We start from the raw sequence: 15,912 nt of genomic DNA, 5'->3' as shown, positions 1-15,912 counted from the left end.
GGCTTGCCCGCGAAGACGTCAGCACAGACAACGCAGCTGTCGGACTTAGTCTTCCAGCAGCTCTTCAGCCTGACCCAGGATGTTTTCCAGGGTGAAGCCGAACTCTTCGAACAAGGCAGGCGCAGGCGCCGACTCGCCGTAGGTGGTCATGCCAATCACGCGGCCTTCCAGGCCCACGTACTTGTACCAGTAGTCCGCGTGAGCGGCCTCGATGGCGATACGAGCGCTGACCTGCAACGGCAGAACCGCTTGCTTGTAGCCAGCGTCCTGGGCTTCGAAGACGCTGGTGCATGGCATCGAAACAACACGCACCTTGCGGCCTTGCTCGGTCAGTTTGTCGAAGGCTTGAACGGCCAGGCCGACTTCCGAACCGGTGGCGATCAGTATCAGCTCAGGCTCGCCTGCGCAGTCTTTCAGCACGTAACCGCCACGCGCGATCTCTTCGATCTGGATCGCATTGCGGGTCTGGTGCTGCAGGTTCTGACGGGAGAAGATCAGTGCCGACGGACCGTCGTCACGCTCCAGAGCAAATTTCCAGGCCACAGCCGATTCAACGGCATCGGCTGGACGCCAAGTGTCGAGGTTCGGCGTGCAGCGCAGGCTGGCCAGTTGCTCGATCGGCTGGTGAGTCGGGCCGTCTTCGCCCAGACCGATGGAGTCATGGGTGAACACATAGATGATGCGTTTCTTCATCAGCGCCGACATGCGCACTGCGTTGCGGGCGTATTCCATGAACATCAGGAAGGTCGCGCCGTAAGGCACCAGGCCGCCGTGCAGGGCGACGCCGTTCATGATCGCGCTCATGCCGAACTCGCGAACGCCGTAGTACATGTAGTTGCCGCTGGCGTCTTCGGCGGTGACACCTTTGCAACCTTTCCACAGGGTCAGGTTGGAGCCTGCCAGGTCAGCCGAACCGCCGAGCAGTTCCGGCAGCAGCGGGCCGAACGCGTTCAGGGCGTTCTGGCTGGCTTTACGGCTGGCGATGGTTTCGCCTTTGGCTGCGACTTCAGCGATATACGCCGAGGCTTTTTCAGCGAAGTCAGTCGGCAGATCACCGCTCAGACGACGAACCAGTTCGTTGGCCAGCTCCGGGAAAGCAGCGGAGTAAGCAGCGAAGCGCTGATCCCACTCGGCTTCGGCCGCGCGACCAGATTCCTTGGCATCCCACTCGGCATAGATGTTGGCCGGGATTTCGAACGGGCCGTGGTTCCACTTCAGTGCTTCACGGGTCAGAGCGATTTCCGCGTCACCCAATGGGGCGCCGTGGCAGTCTTCCTTGCCTTGCTTGTTCGGCGAACCGAAACCGATAGTGGTTTTGCAGCAAATCAGCGTCGGTTGCTCGCTTTTGCGCGCAGTTTCGATGGCGATCTTGATTTCTTCCGGGTCGTGACCGTCAACGTTGCGGATCACTTGCCAGTTGTAGGACTCGAAACGCTTCGGCGTGTCGTCGGTGAACCAGCCTTCGACTTCGCCGTCGATGGAGATGCCGTTGTCATCGTAGAAGGCGATCAGTTTGCCCAGGCCCAAGGTACCGGCCAAGGAGCTGACTTCGTGGGAAATGCCCTCCATCATGCAGCCATCACCCAGGAACACGTAGGTGTGGTGGTCGACAACGTTGTGGCCCGGACGGTTGAACTGCGCCGCCAGGACTTTTTCTGCCAGGGCAAAACCAACAGCGTTGGCCAGGCCTTGGCCCAGTGGACCGGTGGTGGTTTCAACGCCCGGGGTGTAGCCGAATTCCGGGTGACCCGGGGTGCGGCTGTGCAGCTGGCGGAAGTTCTTCAGGTCATCGATCGACAGATCGTAGCCGGTCAGGTGCAGCAGCGAGTAGATCAACATCGAGCCGTGACCGTTGGACAGCACGAAGCGGTCACGGTCGGCGAACGATGGATTGCTCGGGTTGTGCTTCAGGTAGTCACGCCAAAGTACTTCGGCGATATCCGCCATACCCATAGGGGCACCGGGATGGCCGCTGTTGGCTTTTTGCACGGCATCCATGCTGAGGGCACGAATGGCGTTGGCACGCTCACGACGGCTGGGCATCGCTGTTCTCCTGCGGATATTGAATCGAGAGTTAATAAAACGAAACGGAAAAAAGGCGAGCATTTTCCCTCACCGACAGCCCTCGGGGCAATGACAGATAGTCATCCGAAGACGTTTTTCCAATCGATAACGACGTATTCGACGGGTGAAACCTTTCCGCCGTTCATTTGCTGACTGAACCTAACGCTGAGAAGTGCCATCCATCGAGCAATATCAAAACTTTTTGATATTGCTCTTGCGATGATTTCTGAGCGTCACTAGACTGCTGGCCTTATGAATTTACGCGTGCCTTCCATTCGACATGACGATTGCGATGAGCTGGCGGCCCTGTGCAAGGCCGGCGGCGATCCTCTGCGGCTGAATGTACTGCGCGCGCTGGCCAACGACTCGTTCGGCGTACTGGAACTGGCGCAGATCTTCGGCATCGGTCAGTCGGGCATGAGTCATCACCTCAAGGTTTTGGCCCAGGCCGATCTGGTGGCGACCCGCCGTGAAGGCAATGCGATTTTCTACCGTCGCGCCCTGCCCCACACCGATCTGCTGGGCGGCAAGCTGCATACCGCGCTGTTGGAAGAAGTGGATAACCTGACCCTGCCGACTGACGTTCAGTCGCGGATCGGGCAGGTACACGGGCAACGGGCGGCGGCCAGCCAGGACTTTTTCTCACGGGTGGCGGAGAAGTTTCGCGCCCAGCAAGACTTGATCGCCGGCCTGCCGCAATACCGCGAAAGCGTGGTGACACTACTCGACAAGCTGAGTTTCGGCCCCGGCGCCACAGCCATCGAAGTGGGCCCTGGCGATGGCGGTTTTCTGCCGGAGCTGGCGCGTCGTTTCGCTCGAGTTACGGCGTTGGACAACAGCCCGGCGATGCTCGATCTGGCTCGTCAGGTCTGTGAACGTGAAACGCTGGCTAACGTCAGCCTGCAATTGGCCGATGCATTGAACGGTGTAAGTCTCAAGGCTGATTGCGTTGTACTGAACATGGTACTGCACCATTTCGCCGCGCCGGCCGAAGCACTCAAGCACATGGCCGACTTGCTGCAACCGGGCGGTAGCCTGCTCGTGACAGAGTTATGTAGCCACAACCAGAGTTGGGCCAGGGAGGCCTGCGGTGATCTCTGGTTGGGGTTTGAACAGGACGATCTGGCCCGTTGGGCCACCGCTGCGGGACTCGTTCCCGGGGAAAGCCTCTATGTAGGCTTACGTAATGGTTTCCAGATTCAGGTCCGCCATTTTCAGCGACCGACTGGCGACACTCACCATCGGTAAATTCAGGAAAAAATCGAGATGAGCGAATACTCCCTCTTCACCTCCGAGTCCGTGTCCGAAGGGCATCCGGACAAAATCGCCGACCAGATTTCCGATGCGGTGCTGGACGCCATCATTGCTGAAGACAAGTTCGCCCGCGTGGCGTGCGAGACTCTGGTGAAAACCGGCGTGGCAATCATCGCAGGTGAAGTCACCACGTCGGCCTGGGTCGATCTGGAAGACATCGTCCGTAACGTGATTCTCGACATCGGCTACAACAGCTCCAATGTCGGCTTCGACGGTGCAACTTGCGGCGTGATGAACATCATCGGCAAGCAGTCCCCTGACATCAATCAGGGCGTCGACCGTGCCAAGCCTGAAGACCAGGGCGCCGGCGACCAGGGCCTGATGTTCGGCTACGCCAGCAACGAAACCGACGTGCTGATGCCAGCACCGATCACCTTCTCGCACCAGTTGGTTCAACGTCAGGCTGAAGCCCGTAAATCCGGCCTGCTGCCTTGGCTGCGCCCAGACGCCAAGTCGCAAGTGACTTGCCGCTACGAAGGCGGCAAGGTTGTCGGTATCGACGCCGTTGTACTGTCGACCCAGCACAACCCTGAAGTGTCCTACAAAGACCTGCGCGAAGGCGTGATGGAACTGATCGTCAAGCACGTATTGCCTGCCGAACTGCTGACCAAGGACACCCAGTTCCATATCAACCCGACTGGCCAATTCATCATCGGTGGCCCGGTTGGCGACTGCGGCCTGACCGGTCGCAAGATCATCGTCGACAGCTACGGCGGCATGGCCCGTCACGGCGGTGGCGCGTTCTCCGGCAAGGATCCATCGAAGGTTGACCGTTCGGCGGCCTACGCCGGTCGTTACGTGGCCAAGAACATCGTCGCTGCCGGCCTGGCCGAGCGTTGCGAGATTCAGGTTTCCTACGCGATCGGTGTTGCTCAGCCTACGTCGATTTCGTTGAACACCTTCGGCACCGGCAAAATCAGCGACGACAAGATCGTCAAACTGGTTCGCGAAGTGTTCGACCTGCGCCCATACGCAATCACCACCATGCTCGATCTGCTGCACCCGATGTACCAGGAAACCGCTGCGTACGGCCACTTCGGTCGCACTCCGGCAACCAAGACTGTGGGCGAAGATACTTTCACCACCTTCACCTGGGAAAAAACCGACCGCGCCGACGACCTGCGTGTCGCGGCCGGCCTGTAAGACTTTCCTGGCGGTACCCAAAGCCCCGCACGGTTCGCCGTGCGGGGCTTTTTCATGGGAAAGATCAAAGGATCGCAGCCTTCGACAGCGCCCACAGGCGCGGAGCTGCCGAAGGCTGCGATCTTTTGATCTTCCTATCTCGAAACACGCAGAATTACACCCTTGCAACCCACACCCGAAAACTGACTAGCCTTCAAGCATCCCACTGAGCAAGGACGCTCTCGATGCTGCCCAACCTGCGCCTGTTTTTCGGTTTTCTGCTGACCTTCACCTGCCTGACCACCCATGCCGCCGAATGCCCCGACTGGCCGCCCGCCCGCGCACTAGACGAAATCACTACCCTGCAACTGCAAATCGATCGCTGGGACGACAGCTACCACCGTGAAGGCCAGTCGCTGATCGCCGATGAACTCTACGATCAGTCCCGCGCGCGACTGAGCGAATGGCGCGAGTGTTTTGATTCAGGCCCCACCGACGAACCATTGCGTACGGCTGGCGGCACGGTTGCTCACCCCATCGCCCACACCGGCCTGGAAAAACTAAGCGACGGGCACGCCGTCGAAACCTGGCTAAAAGATCGGGAAGCGGTCTGGATTCAGCCCAAGGTCGATGGTGTGGCGGTGACATTGGTCTATCGCAACGGCTGGTTGCACCGGGTAATCAGTCGGGGGGACGGGGTAAACGGCCAGGACTGGACTGCCTCGGCGCGCCAGATCGCCGCCATCCCTAAAAAACTTTCGCAGTCGCTGGACTTGCTACTGCAAGGCGAACTCTATTGGCGCCAGACCGAACACGTACAAGCCCAGGCCGGCAGCCTCAATGCCCGCGCCACGGTGGCGGGGTTGATGGCGCGCAAGACGCTAAGCCCAGAGCAAGCGACTGGTATCGGGTTGTTTGTCTGGGACTGGCCGCAAGGCCCGAAAAGCCTGCCGGCCCGGGTGGCGGCCCTGGATGAATTGGGGTTCCCCAGCACGGCGCCCTACAGCCAGCCGATCGAGGCATTTGCCGATGCCGAACGCTGGCGCGATCACTGGTATCGCACGCCCCTGCCTTTTGCCAGCGACGGGGTCGTGTTGCGCCAGAACCAACGCCCGCCGGCCGAGCGCTGGCAGGCGAAAACACCTTACTGGAGCGTCGCCTGGAAATACCCTTTTGCCCAGGCGCTGGCCGAGGTGCGCAAGGTCCGCTTCAAGATCGGGCGGACCGGACGGATCACACCAGTGCTGGATCTGGTACCGGTGATGCTCGATGACCGACAGATCAAACGCGTGAGTGCCAGCTCCCTGCAACGCTGGGAAGCGCTGGACATTCGCCCGGGCGATCAGGTCGCCATCAGCCTGGCGGGGCTGACCATCCCCAGGCTCGATGGTGTCGTATTGCGCAGTACTGAACGCCCGGAATTGAATGTACCGCTGGCAGCAGACTTTCACTCTTTAAGCTGCTGGCAGCCAACACCCGGATGCGAAAGCCAATTCCTCGCACGCCTGACCTGGCTCAGTGGTAAACAGGGTTTGGCATTGCCTCATGTCGGACCAGGCACCTGGGAGAAACTACTCAAGGCCGAACGCCTCGGCAGTCTGCTCGATTGGATGACCCTCGATGGGCAAGAGCTTGCTAACATTGACGGCTTCGGTGAGCGCAGCAGTGCTCGTCTTTTGGACAGCTTCAACAGCGCCCGGCAACGCCCATTCACTCGCTGGCTCAAAGCCCTGGGTTTGCCGCCGACTGGCCAGGCACGCCTCGCCGATACATGGCAGGCGCTGGCGCAACGAACCACCGAACAATGGCAGGCCGAGGCCGGCATCGGTGCGGGACGCGCAGCGCAGTTGAGCGCATTTTTCCGCGACCCACAGGTCCTGGCCTTGAGTGAGACATTACGTGTTGCCGGGATTGACGGTTTCTAGACGCCAGGCCGCTCTGATAACCGGGAACCCAAAGGTGCCGATGCGCTCAAACAGCCCATCGCTATATCGAATTTTTCACCTGGAGCTTTTATGAAACTTCTTTCACCGCTCGCCGTGTTGACCCTGTGCAGCGTGATGGCCGCTCCATTGATGGCCGACGAAGATGCCCCGGGCCTGACCGGCTGCGCCGCAAAAAAACAAGGCATCATCAACCAGATCGAACTGGCCAAGTCCCGCGGCAACGCCGATCAACAGGCTGGCCTGGAAACCGCCCTGAACGAAGTCACTGCCCATTGCACCGACGCTTCCTTGAAGAAGGAACGGGAAAACAAGGTGCTCGACGCCAAGCACGAAGTCAGCACGCGTCAGGCCGACCTCGAGAAGGCGATGAAAAAAGGCGACGCCGAGAAGATCAACAAGCGCAAAGACAAACTGGCTCAATCGCGCAAGGAATTGCAGGAAGCACTGGATGAACTGGATAAGTAAGAATAGGTAAAAGACCAAGATTTTTGTCGTGCTTCGAGCAGCTTTCGCGAGCAAGCCCGCTCCCACATGTACGATGATTTCCTGTGGGAGCGGGCTTGCTCGCGAAGACGTTAGCCAGAGCGCCGCAAATCAATGATCCCGAAACTCTTTATGGCAGGCACTACAGGCGTCTTCGACTTTCTGTACCGCCGGCCCCAGGTTGCTGACCTTGTAGGGCTGAACCTTGCTGGCAATCACCAGTTCACCGGTGGCGCCTTCAAGGGTGCGGGCCATTTCCTGGAAGCGTGCCTGCTTCTGCCAGACATCATCCTTGGCGCTGGTGTGATCCTCTTCGCGCACCTGCGGGAAATGTTTCCACGGCTCATGGGACAACGCGTCGAGCTTCACGGCGCCGTCGACGAATTTCGGGCCATCGAACGGAATACGTCCGCGCAACATGCCACCCAGGTCTTCGCCGGTCTTGAGCATCTGTTTGAAGATCGCCTTGCGCTGACCCAGCGGCGAGTTCGGGTCGACACCACCGCAGGCGGACAAGGTCAGGCAGGCCAGCAATACAACAGAAAGTCTTTTAAGAGTCATGGTGGCTTCAGATCACTGGAAACGGCGGCCAGTATCCTCGCGTCACCGGCAAAGACCAATAGCCCTATTATCAATACGGGTTGTTCGAGCGCATGGAGCACTCAGGCAACCGGCAAAGGAATTACTCCATGAACAGCCGTTTCAAGGCATGGCGTCACAACCTGGCCTGGACCCTTCCGATGGTGGCCGTGCTGGCAGGCTGCACCGGCGGCGACAGCAGCAAACCGAAAACCCACGCACTGGCGACCTACTCCAGCGCCACCTGGGAAGCGCTTCCGGCGGTGTCCGACAACGACCTCGTCGCTGGCTTCGGCTCGTGGCGCAGCGCCTGCACCCGACTCAAGGCCGATCCGGTCTGGGGCGGCACCTGTGCGGCTTCCGTCAATGTGCAGCCAACCGCCAATGACATCCGCGGCTTCCTCAAACAGAACCTGGACGTCTATGGCCTGCGCGCCGCCAATGACAACCCCAACGGCCTGATTACCGGTTACTACGAACCGGTGTACCCCGGCAGCCTGACCCAGACCGAAGCAGCCAATATTCCGGTGTACGGTGTGCCCGAGGATATGATCATCGTCTCGCTGGACAGTATCTATCCGGAACTCAAAGGCAAACGCCTGCGCGGCAGACTCGAAGGTCGCGTGCTCAAGCCGTACGACGATGCTGCAACCATTGAAACCAAAGGTGTGAAGGCGCCGGTGATTGCCTGGCTGACCGACCCGATGAACCTGCAGTTCCTGCAAATCCAGGGCTCGGGTCGCATCCAGCTTGATGACGGTCGTCAGTTGCGCATCGGTTACGCCGACCAGAATGGCCACCCGTATCGCCCCATCGGCCGCTGGCTGGTGGACCAGGGTGAGTTGAAGAAAGAAGACGTGACTATGGGCGCTATCAGCACCTGGGCCAAAGCCAATCCGATGCGTATTCCCGAACTGCTCGGCAGCAACCCCAGCTACGTGTTCTTCACCCGCAACCCCGACAGCAACGAAGGACCGCGTGGTTCGCTGAATGTACCGCTGACCGCAGGTTATAGCGCGGCGGTGGACCGCAAGGTGATTCCGCTCGGCAGTCTGTTGTGGTTATCGACCACACGCCCGGACGGCAGCGCATTGGTGCGCCCGGTGGCCGCGCAAGATACTGGCGGCGCAATTGCCGGCGAGGTCCGCGCAGACCTGTTCTGGGGCACGGGGGACGCAGCCGGGCAATTGGCCGGCGACATGAAACAGCAGGGGCAGATCTGGATGCTGTGGCCTAAAGGGGCGGCGTTGCCACAAGTACCACAGGTGGCTGACAAACTTTAAAAAGCAAAAGATCGCAGCCTTCGCCAGCTCCTACATTGACCGTGTGCGCTGCAATATCGCGGATGAACATCGATCCCTGTAGGAGCTGGCGAAGCCTGCGATCTTTTGATCTTGTCTTTAAACAGACACAACAAAGAAACTGACAATCAACCCTATGCCTATGGCCCACACCAGCGACCGCAAAATCGCCCAGTCCGCCAGATAGCAAATGATGTACAGCAGTCGACTGGTGATAAACAACACCGCCAGCACATTGATCGTCACCAGATCGGCATTACCGGCCAGGTGCGCGACGATTACCGCTGCAGCAAACGCCGGTGTCACTTCGAAGCTATTCAACTGCGCCGAATGCGCACGCCTGGCCACCCCTTCGAGCGAATCCAGAAATGCCCGCGGATCGTGATTCTGTTTCAGCCCGAACTTGCCGCCGCTGAACTTGGCGACGCCTGTGCATAGATACGGCAAACAGATCGCAATCAAAATGCACCATAGAGCAACCGTCATAACGCAGTCCCTTCTTCAAAGTTATAGAGAGTCGAGTTCCATCAGGGGCGACTAAAACTTCATCACCAACATGCCGACCAGCACCAGCCCACAGGCTAAGAGCCGGGGTCTGCCGAAAGGTTCTTTCAGGTAGCGCATACCGAACAGCACCACCAGGATCACACTGATTTCGCGCAGCGCCGCTGCTTCGGCAATCGAACCGAGCTGCATGGCCCACAGCACCAGAGCGTAGCTGAACAGTACGCAAAACCCGACCGCCAACCCCAACCGCCACTGCTCACGCCAGAACACCATGAACGCCGGCCGCTTGCGTACCATCGCCAGCAATGGGAACGGCCAGGCGCTAAGCAAGGTGACCCACACCAGGTAGTCCAGCGGGTGAGACCAGCGCCGTAAAGCCTGGCCATCGATGAAGGTGTAGCAACCGATGCACAACCCGATCAGCGCCACTACCGGCAGCATTGACCACGGCAGACGCACCCCGCCACCGCCCTGCCAGAGCAGGCACAACATGCCGAGCGGGATCAGTAAAATGCCGAAGATCTGCTGAGCCGTCAGCACTTCCCCGGCGAAGATCAGTGTCAGTGCCAGCACCACTAGCGGCGACAGGCCACGCATCAACGGGTAGACCAAGCCGAGATCGCCGACCCGATAGGCCTGGATCAACAGATAGCGATAGAGCAACTCGAATGCTGCCGACGCGAGAATCCACGGCCACATCTCCAGTGGCGGCAACATCACGAAGGGCAGCATCAGGGCGACAAACAGCAGCGCCACGCTATCCATGCAGGCCACCACCAACAGCCGCTCCGCGCTGAATTTGATCAGGGTATTCCACGCCGCGTGCAACAGCGCCGCCACCAACACCAGAACCGTCGCAAGCACGGCACACTCCTTATGTTCCCCCCTCCCTCGCAGGAGCTGCCGAAGGCTGCGATCTTTTGATCCTGGCAATCCACGCCGCACCAAAGATCAAAAGATCGCAGCCTTCGGCAGCTCCTACAAGGGCGGGAGCAGAGAATTGATTCGCCATATATCCGCAGCTGTTTATACTGCAAGCGACTACGCCGCACTCAGTTGCGCACACACTAATTCCAATAATTCCTGCCTCTGCCCGCTCTCACCGGACTTACCGTGGACCGGCGCACTGGTCAGCGGGTTGACGGTACTGACGGCGCTGTTTTTCATCTACCTGCAGCGTCGCAGTGCTGTCGCGGCCAATGTGTCCGGCTGATTGACTGCATTGTTGCGCAAACCGCTATCGCGAGCAGGCTCGCTCCCACTTGGACAGCGTATTTCCCGGTGGGAGCGAGCCTGTTCGCGATGAAGCTTACGCGGTGCACCTCACTTCACTCATCTTTACGCTTGCGTGGATCCGGCGTTTGATCCGTGCTCTTCTTCGGCGGCCCGCTTTCACTGCGAATCTGCGCATGACTGATCAGCGCGAAAATAAAACTGCCACCGATGATGTTCCCCACCAGCGTCGGCCCAGCGAATACCAGCCAGAAATCCTTCCACGGCAACTCGCCGGCAAACACCAGATACGAAACCTCGACCGATCCGACCACAATGTGGGTGAAGTCTCCCAGCGCCATGAAATAGGTGATGAGGATGATGATCCACATCTTGGCGCTTTCCATGGACGGGATCATCCAGACCATGGTGGCGATCATCCAGCCGGAGATGATGCCTTTGGCGAACATTTTGCTCGCGTCGTTCTCCATGACCTTGCGTCCGATGTCGAGGAAGGCCAGATCGGTCTTGGTGTCGAAAATCGGCAGGTGCAGCATCACGTACGCCACCAGCAAGGTGCCGCAGAGGTTGCCCACCAGCACGACTGACCACAGCCGAAACAACCGACCGAAATTACCCAGCGTAGGCTTGCTCATGATCGGCAATACGGCAGTCAGGGTGTTTTCGGTGAAGAGTTGCTGACGGGCCAGAATCACCGCGAGAAAACCTGCGCAGTAACCGAAGCTGGCGATCACCTTGAAGCCTTCGCCGTCCGGCAGACGCGAGTTGAGCAGCCCCATCCCCATCAGTGACAAGCCCATGGTCAAACCCGCAGCCAGGGCTGACCACCACAGCGCCGCAACGCTGCGCTCGAGTTCCTGATTACCTTGGGTGCGAATGATTTCGTGCAGCACCGCCGCGCGCGGTGGCTGATTCTTGTCGACCTCGCGCTGTTCTTGCGCCGAGAGGTCCGGTGTCTTGCCGTCTTTGGGCGTGTCCATAAAGCTCCTGAACCCGTGGCGTGTCGTTTAATTACGACACGCGGGGTTCGGAGCTGTTCACTACCTGGCGAAACGAAGCAAACCCTGTGGCAATCACTGGCCGATGTCATCATCCTTGAACTGGTCTTTGACGTATCTGATCTCGGTCCGGCCATGCGGTGCCGGCAGGCCGTCTTCGCCCAGGTTCACGAAAACCATCTTCTCCACCGTCAGGATGCTCTTGCGGGTGATCTTGTTGCGCACTTCGCAGGTCAGCGTGATCGAGGTGCGACCGAACTCGGTGGCGGTGATGCCCAGTTCGATGATGTCGCCCTGGCGAGAGGCACTGACGAAGTTGATTTCGGAAATGTACTTGGTGACTACGCGCTGATTACCCAGCTGGACGATGGCGTAGATCGCCGCTTCTTCGTCGATCCAGCGCAACAGGCTGCCGCCGAACAGCGTGCCGTTGGGGTTGAGGTCTTCGGGTTTTACCCATTTGCGGGTGTGGAAATTCATACTCACTCCTGACCGTCTTGCCGATTGATGCCGGCCATCATGGCAGAGCCCGGACTAGAGCTCTATTACGCATCGACTATGGTCTCGATTACCGTTCGGACATTGACCAACAGAAAGGCTTTGGAAGATCAGCATAGCCCGCTATAATCGCCCCCGTTTCAAAACGGTAATGTTCACTTGCTACCGTTTTCCCGCCACCTGTCCGAGGGGCGCTGCAGCAGGTTCGACCTGTCAGGCTCGGATGGGGCGTTGACTGGCCACGGCCAGACACTAAACGCACAACGGCGCCCATTCGCATACATTACGAATGGAGGCTCATCATGAGCGCTGTTATCACGCCTGTAGATTTTAACGATTACAAAGTCGCCGACATGTCCCTGGCTGCCTGGGGCCGTCGCGAAACCATCATCGCCGAATCCGAAATGCCAGCCCTGATGGGTCTGCGCCGCAAGTATTCCGCCGAGCAACCGCTCAAAGGCGCGAAAATCCTCGGCTGCATCCACATGACCATTCAGACTGCCGTGCTGATCGAAACCCTGGTTGCCCTGGGTGCCGAAGTACGTTGGTCGTCCTGCAACATTTTCTCGACTCAAGACCAGGCCGCAGCCGCTATCGCCGCTGCCGGTATCCCGGTTTTCGCCTGGAAAGGCGAGACTGAAGAAGAGTACGAGTGGTGCCTGGAGCAAACCATCCTCAAAGATGGCGCGCCTTGGGATGCCAACATGATCCTCGACGACGGCGGCGACCTGACCGAGCTGCTGCACAAGAAATACCCGGCGATCCTGGACCGCGTCCACGGCGTCACCGAAGAAACCACCACCGGCGTTCACCGTCTGCTGGACATGCTGGCCAAGGGCGAGCTGAAAATCCCGGCCATCAACGTCAACGACTCGGTGACCAAGAGCAAGAACGACAACAAGTACGGCTGCCGTCACAGCCTGAACGACGCGATCAAGCGCGGCACCGACCACCTGCTGTCCGGCAAGCAAGCGCTGGTCATCGGTTACGGTGACGTGGGCAAGGGCTCGGCCCAGTCCCTGCGCCAGGAAGGCATGATCGTTAAAGTGTCCGAAGTCGACCCGATCTGCGCCATGCAAGCCTGCATGGACGGTTTCGAACTGGTTTCGCCGTTCATCGACGGTATCAACAACGGTACCGAAGCGAGCATCGACAAAGCACTGCTGGGCAAGATCGACCTGATCGTGACCACCACCGGCAACGTTAATGTTTGCGACGCGAACATGCTCAAAGCCCTGAAGAAGCGCGCTGTTGTCTGCAACATCGGTCACTTCGACAACGAAATCGACACCGCTTTCATGCGCAAGAACTGGGCATGGGAAGAAGTGAAGCCACAGGTTCACAAGGTTCACCGTACCGGCCCGGGCGCATTCGACGCTCAGAACGACGACTACCTGATCCTGCTGGCCGAAGGCCGCCTGGTTAACCTGGGCAACGCCACTGGCCACCCAAGCCGCATCATGGATGGCTCGTTCGCCAACCAGGTTCTGGCTCAGATCTTCCTGTTCGGCCAGAAGTACGCCGACCTGTCGCCAGCCCAGAAAGCCGAGCGCCTGACCGTTGAAGTACTGCCGAAGAAACTCGACGAAGAAGTGGCCCTGGAAATGGTCCGCGGTTTCGGTGGCGTGGTCACTCAACTGACCAAGCAACAGGCTGACTACATCGGCGTGACCGTCGAAGGCCCGTTCAAGCCGCACGCTTACCGCTACTGATTGGTCCTGCTGCCTGCTCTCCCTTGTGGGAGCGGGCTTGCTCGCGAAGGCGGTTTAGCATTCAACATTAAATGTCGTTTGACCCACCGCCTTCGCGAGCAAGCCCGCTCCCACATTGGGATGTGCAAGCGTCCGGCTTACGCGTTTCCAAGGATATGACCATGTCCCAAGACCGTCGCTACAGCTTCGAGTTCTTCCCCACGAAGACCGATGCTGGACATGAAAAACTGATCGCCACTGCCCGTCAGCTGGCGACTTACAACCCCGACTTCTTCTCCTGCACCTACGGCGCTGGCGGTTCGACCCGTGATCGCACCCTCAACACCGTGTTGCAGCTTGAAAGTGAAGTCAAAGTCCCTGCCGCACCGCATCTGTCTTGCGTGGGCGACAGCAAGGACGATATTCGTGGCCTGCTGAGTCAGTACAAGGCAGCCGGCATCAAGCGTATCGTTGCGCTTCGCGGTGACCTGCCCTCGGGCATGGGCATGGCCAGCGGCGAGATGCGTCACGCCAATGATCTGGTTGAATTCATTCGTGAAGAGACCGGCGATCATTTCCACATCGAAGTCGCCGCCTACCCGGAGATGCATCCGCAAGCGCGCAACTTTGAAGACGATCTCAACAACTTCGTGCGCAAGGCTAACGCCGGCGCCAACAGTGCGATCACCCAGTACTTCTTCAACGCCGACAGCTACTTCTATTTCGTCGAGCGTGTGCGGGCGAAGGGTGTGACCATCCCGATCGTGCCGGGGATCATGCCGATCACCAACTACAGCAAGCTCGCGCGTTTCTCCGACGCTTGCGGTGCGGAAATCCCGCGCTGGATCCGCAAGCAACTGGAAGCCTACGGCGACGACACCCAAAGCATTCAAGGCTTTGGTGAGCAAGTCATCACCGAGATGTGCGAACGCCTGCTGCAGGGTGGAGCTCCAGGGCTGCATTTCTACACGCTGAACCAGGCTGAGCCGAGTCTGCTGGTGTGGAATAACCTGAAGTTGCCGCGTTAATCGTCGTTAAAGCAAGATCAAAAGATCGCAGCCTTCGCCAGCTCCTACAGAGGTACGTATCCCCCTGTAGGAAATGCCGAAGGCTGCGATCTTTTGCTTTCCGGCGCCCCTTTATTGTGCAGTCATATCCTGAGATAGAGCTTCTGGATCCGGTTTCTGGCTCTTTATGATTTCTCGTCGTAATCTCAACCCATGCCCCTGATCGCTCAGCTACTGACCGTGCTTCTATTCACTTGCCTGAGCTTCACCGCTCGGGGCGAGAAGCTACGTATTGTCACCGAACCCTGGGCGCCTTACGTGTATGAGGAAAACGGAAAATCGCTGGGGCTTGACTACGAAACCACAGCCATCGTCTTCAAACGCCTGGGGATCGACGTGGAATGGCAGTTCCTCCCGTGGAAGCGTTGTCTGTCGATGCTCGAGCAAGGCCAAGCGGATGGCGTGCTGGATATTTTCTACAGCGATGAACGCGACGCGACCCTGCTCTACCCCAGCGAACCGCTCTCGCAAGTGGAGTTCGTGATGTTCTACGCCAATGAGCGAGCGCATCCGTTTCGCACGCTGGAGGATCTGAAAGGCCTGACCATCGGCACCTCGCCGGGCTACCTGTACAGCAAGGACTTCAGCGAATCGACGCTGTTCACTCAAGAGCCGGCACCCACCCATGAAGCCAACTTCGGCAAGCTGGTGCGCGGCCGCATCGACCTGCTGATCACTGATCGCCGGGTTGGCCAGTATTTGCTCGATCAACTGAATATCCGCGACAAGATCACCGAAAACCCGATCATCATCAGCCAGCAAAGCCAGTTTCTGGCGGTACGCCGCAATGCCGGGATGGATTTGTTGGTGCAGCGTTTCGGTGCCGAGCTCAAACGCTTCAAGCGCGAGCCGGCCTACGCCGAACTGAGCGCCCGCTACGGCGCCGGCCCGGCCACGGAAGCGCGGGCCGCCAGCGCCACCGCAACCGGCGGAAAAACCGTTGAGCAGCAGGAAAGCGGCGCGCAGTGATTGCTCTGTTATACTCCGGCCTTCCCGCCAGGCTCACGCCCGGACGCTCGGACTTGTTCAAGGCATCTCGATCCCGCTACAGCGCAGCTTTTCAGCCCGCGCGAGCGCTCCAGACGAGCCTTCGAGGCCCAGCAGGACCG

General features: G+C 59.1%; 14 protein-coding genes and 1 riboswitch. Of the genes, 8 read left to right on the top strand and 6 right to left on the bottom strand.

All coding sequences use genetic code 11. The features are described from left to right. Positions 1 to 45: 45 nt before the first annotated feature. Positions 46 to 2,043 (bottom strand): transketolase, encoded by a 1,998-nt coding sequence (gene tkt / locus AB4O41_RS19030; RefSeq protein ID WP_460144276.1) that lies wholly within the window; start codon positions 2,041 to 2,043, stop codon positions 46 to 48. 273 nt (positions 2,044 to 2,316) lie between these two features. Between tkt and AB4O41_RS19025 the strand changes: the two genes are divergently transcribed. The 4 genes from AB4O41_RS19025 to AB4O41_RS19010 all read left to right on the top strand — a co-directional run bounded on the left by AB4O41_RS19025 (position 2,317) and on the right by AB4O41_RS19010 (position 6,911). After that, the gene (locus tag AB4O41_RS19025; RefSeq protein WP_460144275.1) at positions 2,317 to 3,312 is read left to right on the top strand and encodes an ArsR/SmtB family transcription factor; all 996 of its coding nucleotides are present in this window, start codon (positions 2,317 to 2,319) and stop codon (positions 3,310 to 3,312) included. Between the two features lie 18 nt (positions 3,313 to 3,330). Further along, positions 3,331 to 4,521, top strand: a complete 1,191-nt coding sequence (gene metK, locus AB4O41_RS19020) for a methionine adenosyltransferase (RefSeq protein WP_367373275.1) — start codon at positions 3,331 to 3,333, stop codon at positions 4,519 to 4,521. A 224-nt stretch (positions 4,522 to 4,745) separates the two neighbouring features. After that, positions 4,746 to 6,425 carry an NAD-dependent DNA ligase LigB gene (gene ligB / locus AB4O41_RS19015; protein ID WP_460144274.1) on the top strand — a complete coding sequence of 560 codons (1,680 nt, stop codon included), beginning with the start codon at positions 4,746 to 4,748 and terminating at the stop codon, positions 6,423 to 6,425. A gap of 90 nt (positions 6,426 to 6,515) precedes the next feature. Continuing rightward, on the top strand, positions 6,516 to 6,911 hold the full coding sequence (locus tag AB4O41_RS19010; RefSeq protein WP_007894925.1) for a DUF1090 domain-containing protein: 396 nt from the start codon (positions 6,516 to 6,518) through the stop codon (positions 6,909 to 6,911). 129 nt (positions 6,912 to 7,040) lie between these two features. Here AB4O41_RS19010 and AB4O41_RS19005 read toward each other — a convergent pair whose 3' ends face one another. Beyond that, complete coding sequence (locus tag AB4O41_RS19005) at positions 7,041 to 7,490, bottom strand: c-type cytochrome (RefSeq protein WP_460144273.1); 450 nt, start codon at positions 7,488 to 7,490, stop codon at positions 7,041 to 7,043. 128 nt (positions 7,491 to 7,618) lie between these two features. On the opposite strand from AB4O41_RS19005, the gene mltA reads away from it, so the two are divergent. Next, positions 7,619 to 8,791 carry a murein transglycosylase A gene (mltA, locus tag AB4O41_RS19000; RefSeq protein ID WP_460144272.1) on the top strand — a complete coding sequence of 391 codons (1,173 nt, stop codon included), beginning with the start codon at positions 7,619 to 7,621 and terminating at the stop codon, positions 8,789 to 8,791. Between the two features lie 117 nt (positions 8,792 to 8,908). Here the strand turns inward: mltA and AB4O41_RS18995 are convergent, their stop codons facing one another. The 4 genes from AB4O41_RS18995 to AB4O41_RS18980 all read right to left on the bottom strand — a co-directional run bounded on the left by AB4O41_RS18995 (position 8,909) and on the right by AB4O41_RS18980 (position 12,027). Continuing rightward, positions 8,909 to 9,295: an MAPEG family protein gene (locus AB4O41_RS18995; protein WP_123719655.1), complete on the bottom strand. Its 387-nt coding sequence runs from the start codon at positions 9,293 to 9,295 to the stop codon at positions 8,909 to 8,911. Positions 9,296 to 9,346: 51 nt separating this feature from the next. Further along, positions 9,347 to 10,180, bottom strand: a complete 834-nt coding sequence (locus AB4O41_RS18990) for an EamA family transporter (RefSeq protein ID WP_460144271.1) — start codon at positions 10,178 to 10,180, stop codon at positions 9,347 to 9,349. A gap of 464 nt (positions 10,181 to 10,644) precedes the next feature. Beyond that, positions 10,645 to 11,529 (bottom strand): formate/nitrite transporter family protein, encoded by an 885-nt coding sequence (locus AB4O41_RS18985; RefSeq protein ID WP_460144270.1) that lies wholly within the window; start codon positions 11,527 to 11,529, stop codon positions 10,645 to 10,647. A gap of 93 nt (positions 11,530 to 11,622) precedes the next feature. Next, positions 11,623 to 12,027 carry an acyl-CoA thioesterase gene (locus tag AB4O41_RS18980; RefSeq protein WP_460144269.1) on the bottom strand — a complete coding sequence of 135 codons (405 nt, stop codon included), beginning with the start codon at positions 12,025 to 12,027 and terminating at the stop codon, positions 11,623 to 11,625. 198 nt (positions 12,028 to 12,225) lie between these two features. Next, positions 12,226 to 12,324: riboswitch (S-adenosyl-L-homocysteine riboswitch) on the top strand. Positions 12,325 to 12,347: 23 nt separating this feature from the next. On the opposite strand from AB4O41_RS18980, the gene ahcY reads away from it, so the two are divergent. The 3 genes from ahcY to AB4O41_RS18965 all read left to right on the top strand — a co-directional run bounded on the left by ahcY (position 12,348) and on the right by AB4O41_RS18965 (position 15,772). Continuing rightward, positions 12,348 to 13,757: an adenosylhomocysteinase gene (gene ahcY, locus AB4O41_RS18975; RefSeq protein WP_007898042.1), complete on the top strand. Its 1,410-nt coding sequence runs from the start codon at positions 12,348 to 12,350 to the stop codon at positions 13,755 to 13,757. A 161-nt stretch (positions 13,758 to 13,918) separates the two neighbouring features. Further along, positions 13,919 to 14,764, top strand: a complete 846-nt coding sequence (gene metF, locus AB4O41_RS18970; protein ID WP_367373282.1) for a methylenetetrahydrofolate reductase [NAD(P)H] — start codon at positions 13,919 to 13,921, stop codon at positions 14,762 to 14,764. A gap of 192 nt (positions 14,765 to 14,956) precedes the next feature. Further along, positions 14,957 to 15,772, top strand: a complete 816-nt coding sequence (locus AB4O41_RS18965; protein WP_460144268.1) for a substrate-binding periplasmic protein — start codon at positions 14,957 to 14,959, stop codon at positions 15,770 to 15,772. Positions 15,773 to 15,912: the final 140 nt, after the last annotated feature.

The sequence above is a fragment of the Pseudomonas sp. S2_A02 genome (assembly GCF_054668495.1).
The sequence above is the reverse complement of the archived record's forward strand: the minus strand, read 5'-3'. Positions and strand labels throughout refer to the sequence as shown.

Bases quoted from the DNA above. Each gene is read 5' to 3' on its own strand.
- AB4O41_RS18985 (WP_460144270.1), bottom strand. From the start codon at position 11,529: ATGGACACGCCCAAAGACGGCAAGACACCGGACCTCTCGGCGCAAGAA.
- ligB (WP_460144274.1), top strand. From the start codon at position 4,746: ATGCTGCCCAACCTGCGCCTGTTTTTCGGTTTTCTGCTGACCTTCACC.
- tkt (WP_460144276.1), bottom strand. From the start codon at position 2,043: ATGCCCAGCCGTCGTGAGCGTGCCAACGCCATTCGTGCCCTCAGCATG.
- AB4O41_RS19005 (WP_460144273.1), bottom strand. From the start codon at position 7,490: ATGACTCTTAAAAGACTTTCTGTTGTATTGCTGGCCTGCCTGACCTTG.
- AB4O41_RS19010 (WP_007894925.1), top strand. From the start codon at position 6,516: ATGAAACTTCTTTCACCGCTCGCCGTGTTGACCCTGTGCAGCGTGATG.
- AB4O41_RS18965 (WP_460144268.1), top strand. From the start codon at position 14,957: ATGCCCCTGATCGCTCAGCTACTGACCGTGCTTCTATTCACTTGCCTG.
- metF (WP_367373282.1), top strand. From the start codon at position 13,919: ATGTCCCAAGACCGTCGCTACAGCTTCGAGTTCTTCCCCACGAAGACC.
- mltA (WP_460144272.1), top strand. From the start codon at position 7,619: ATGAACAGCCGTTTCAAGGCATGGCGTCACAACCTGGCCTGGACCCTT.
- ahcY (WP_007898042.1), top strand. From the start codon at position 12,348: ATGAGCGCTGTTATCACGCCTGTAGATTTTAACGATTACAAAGTCGCC.
- AB4O41_RS18995 (WP_123719655.1), bottom strand. From the start codon at position 9,295: ATGACGGTTGCTCTATGGTGCATTTTGATTGCGATCTGTTTGCCGTAT.
- AB4O41_RS18980 (WP_460144269.1), bottom strand. From the start codon at position 12,027: ATGAATTTCCACACCCGCAAATGGGTAAAACCCGAAGACCTCAACCCC.
- metK (WP_367373275.1), top strand. From the start codon at position 3,331: ATGAGCGAATACTCCCTCTTCACCTCCGAGTCCGTGTCCGAAGGGCAT.
- AB4O41_RS19025 (WP_460144275.1), top strand. From the start codon at position 2,317: ATGAATTTACGCGTGCCTTCCATTCGACATGACGATTGCGATGAGCTG.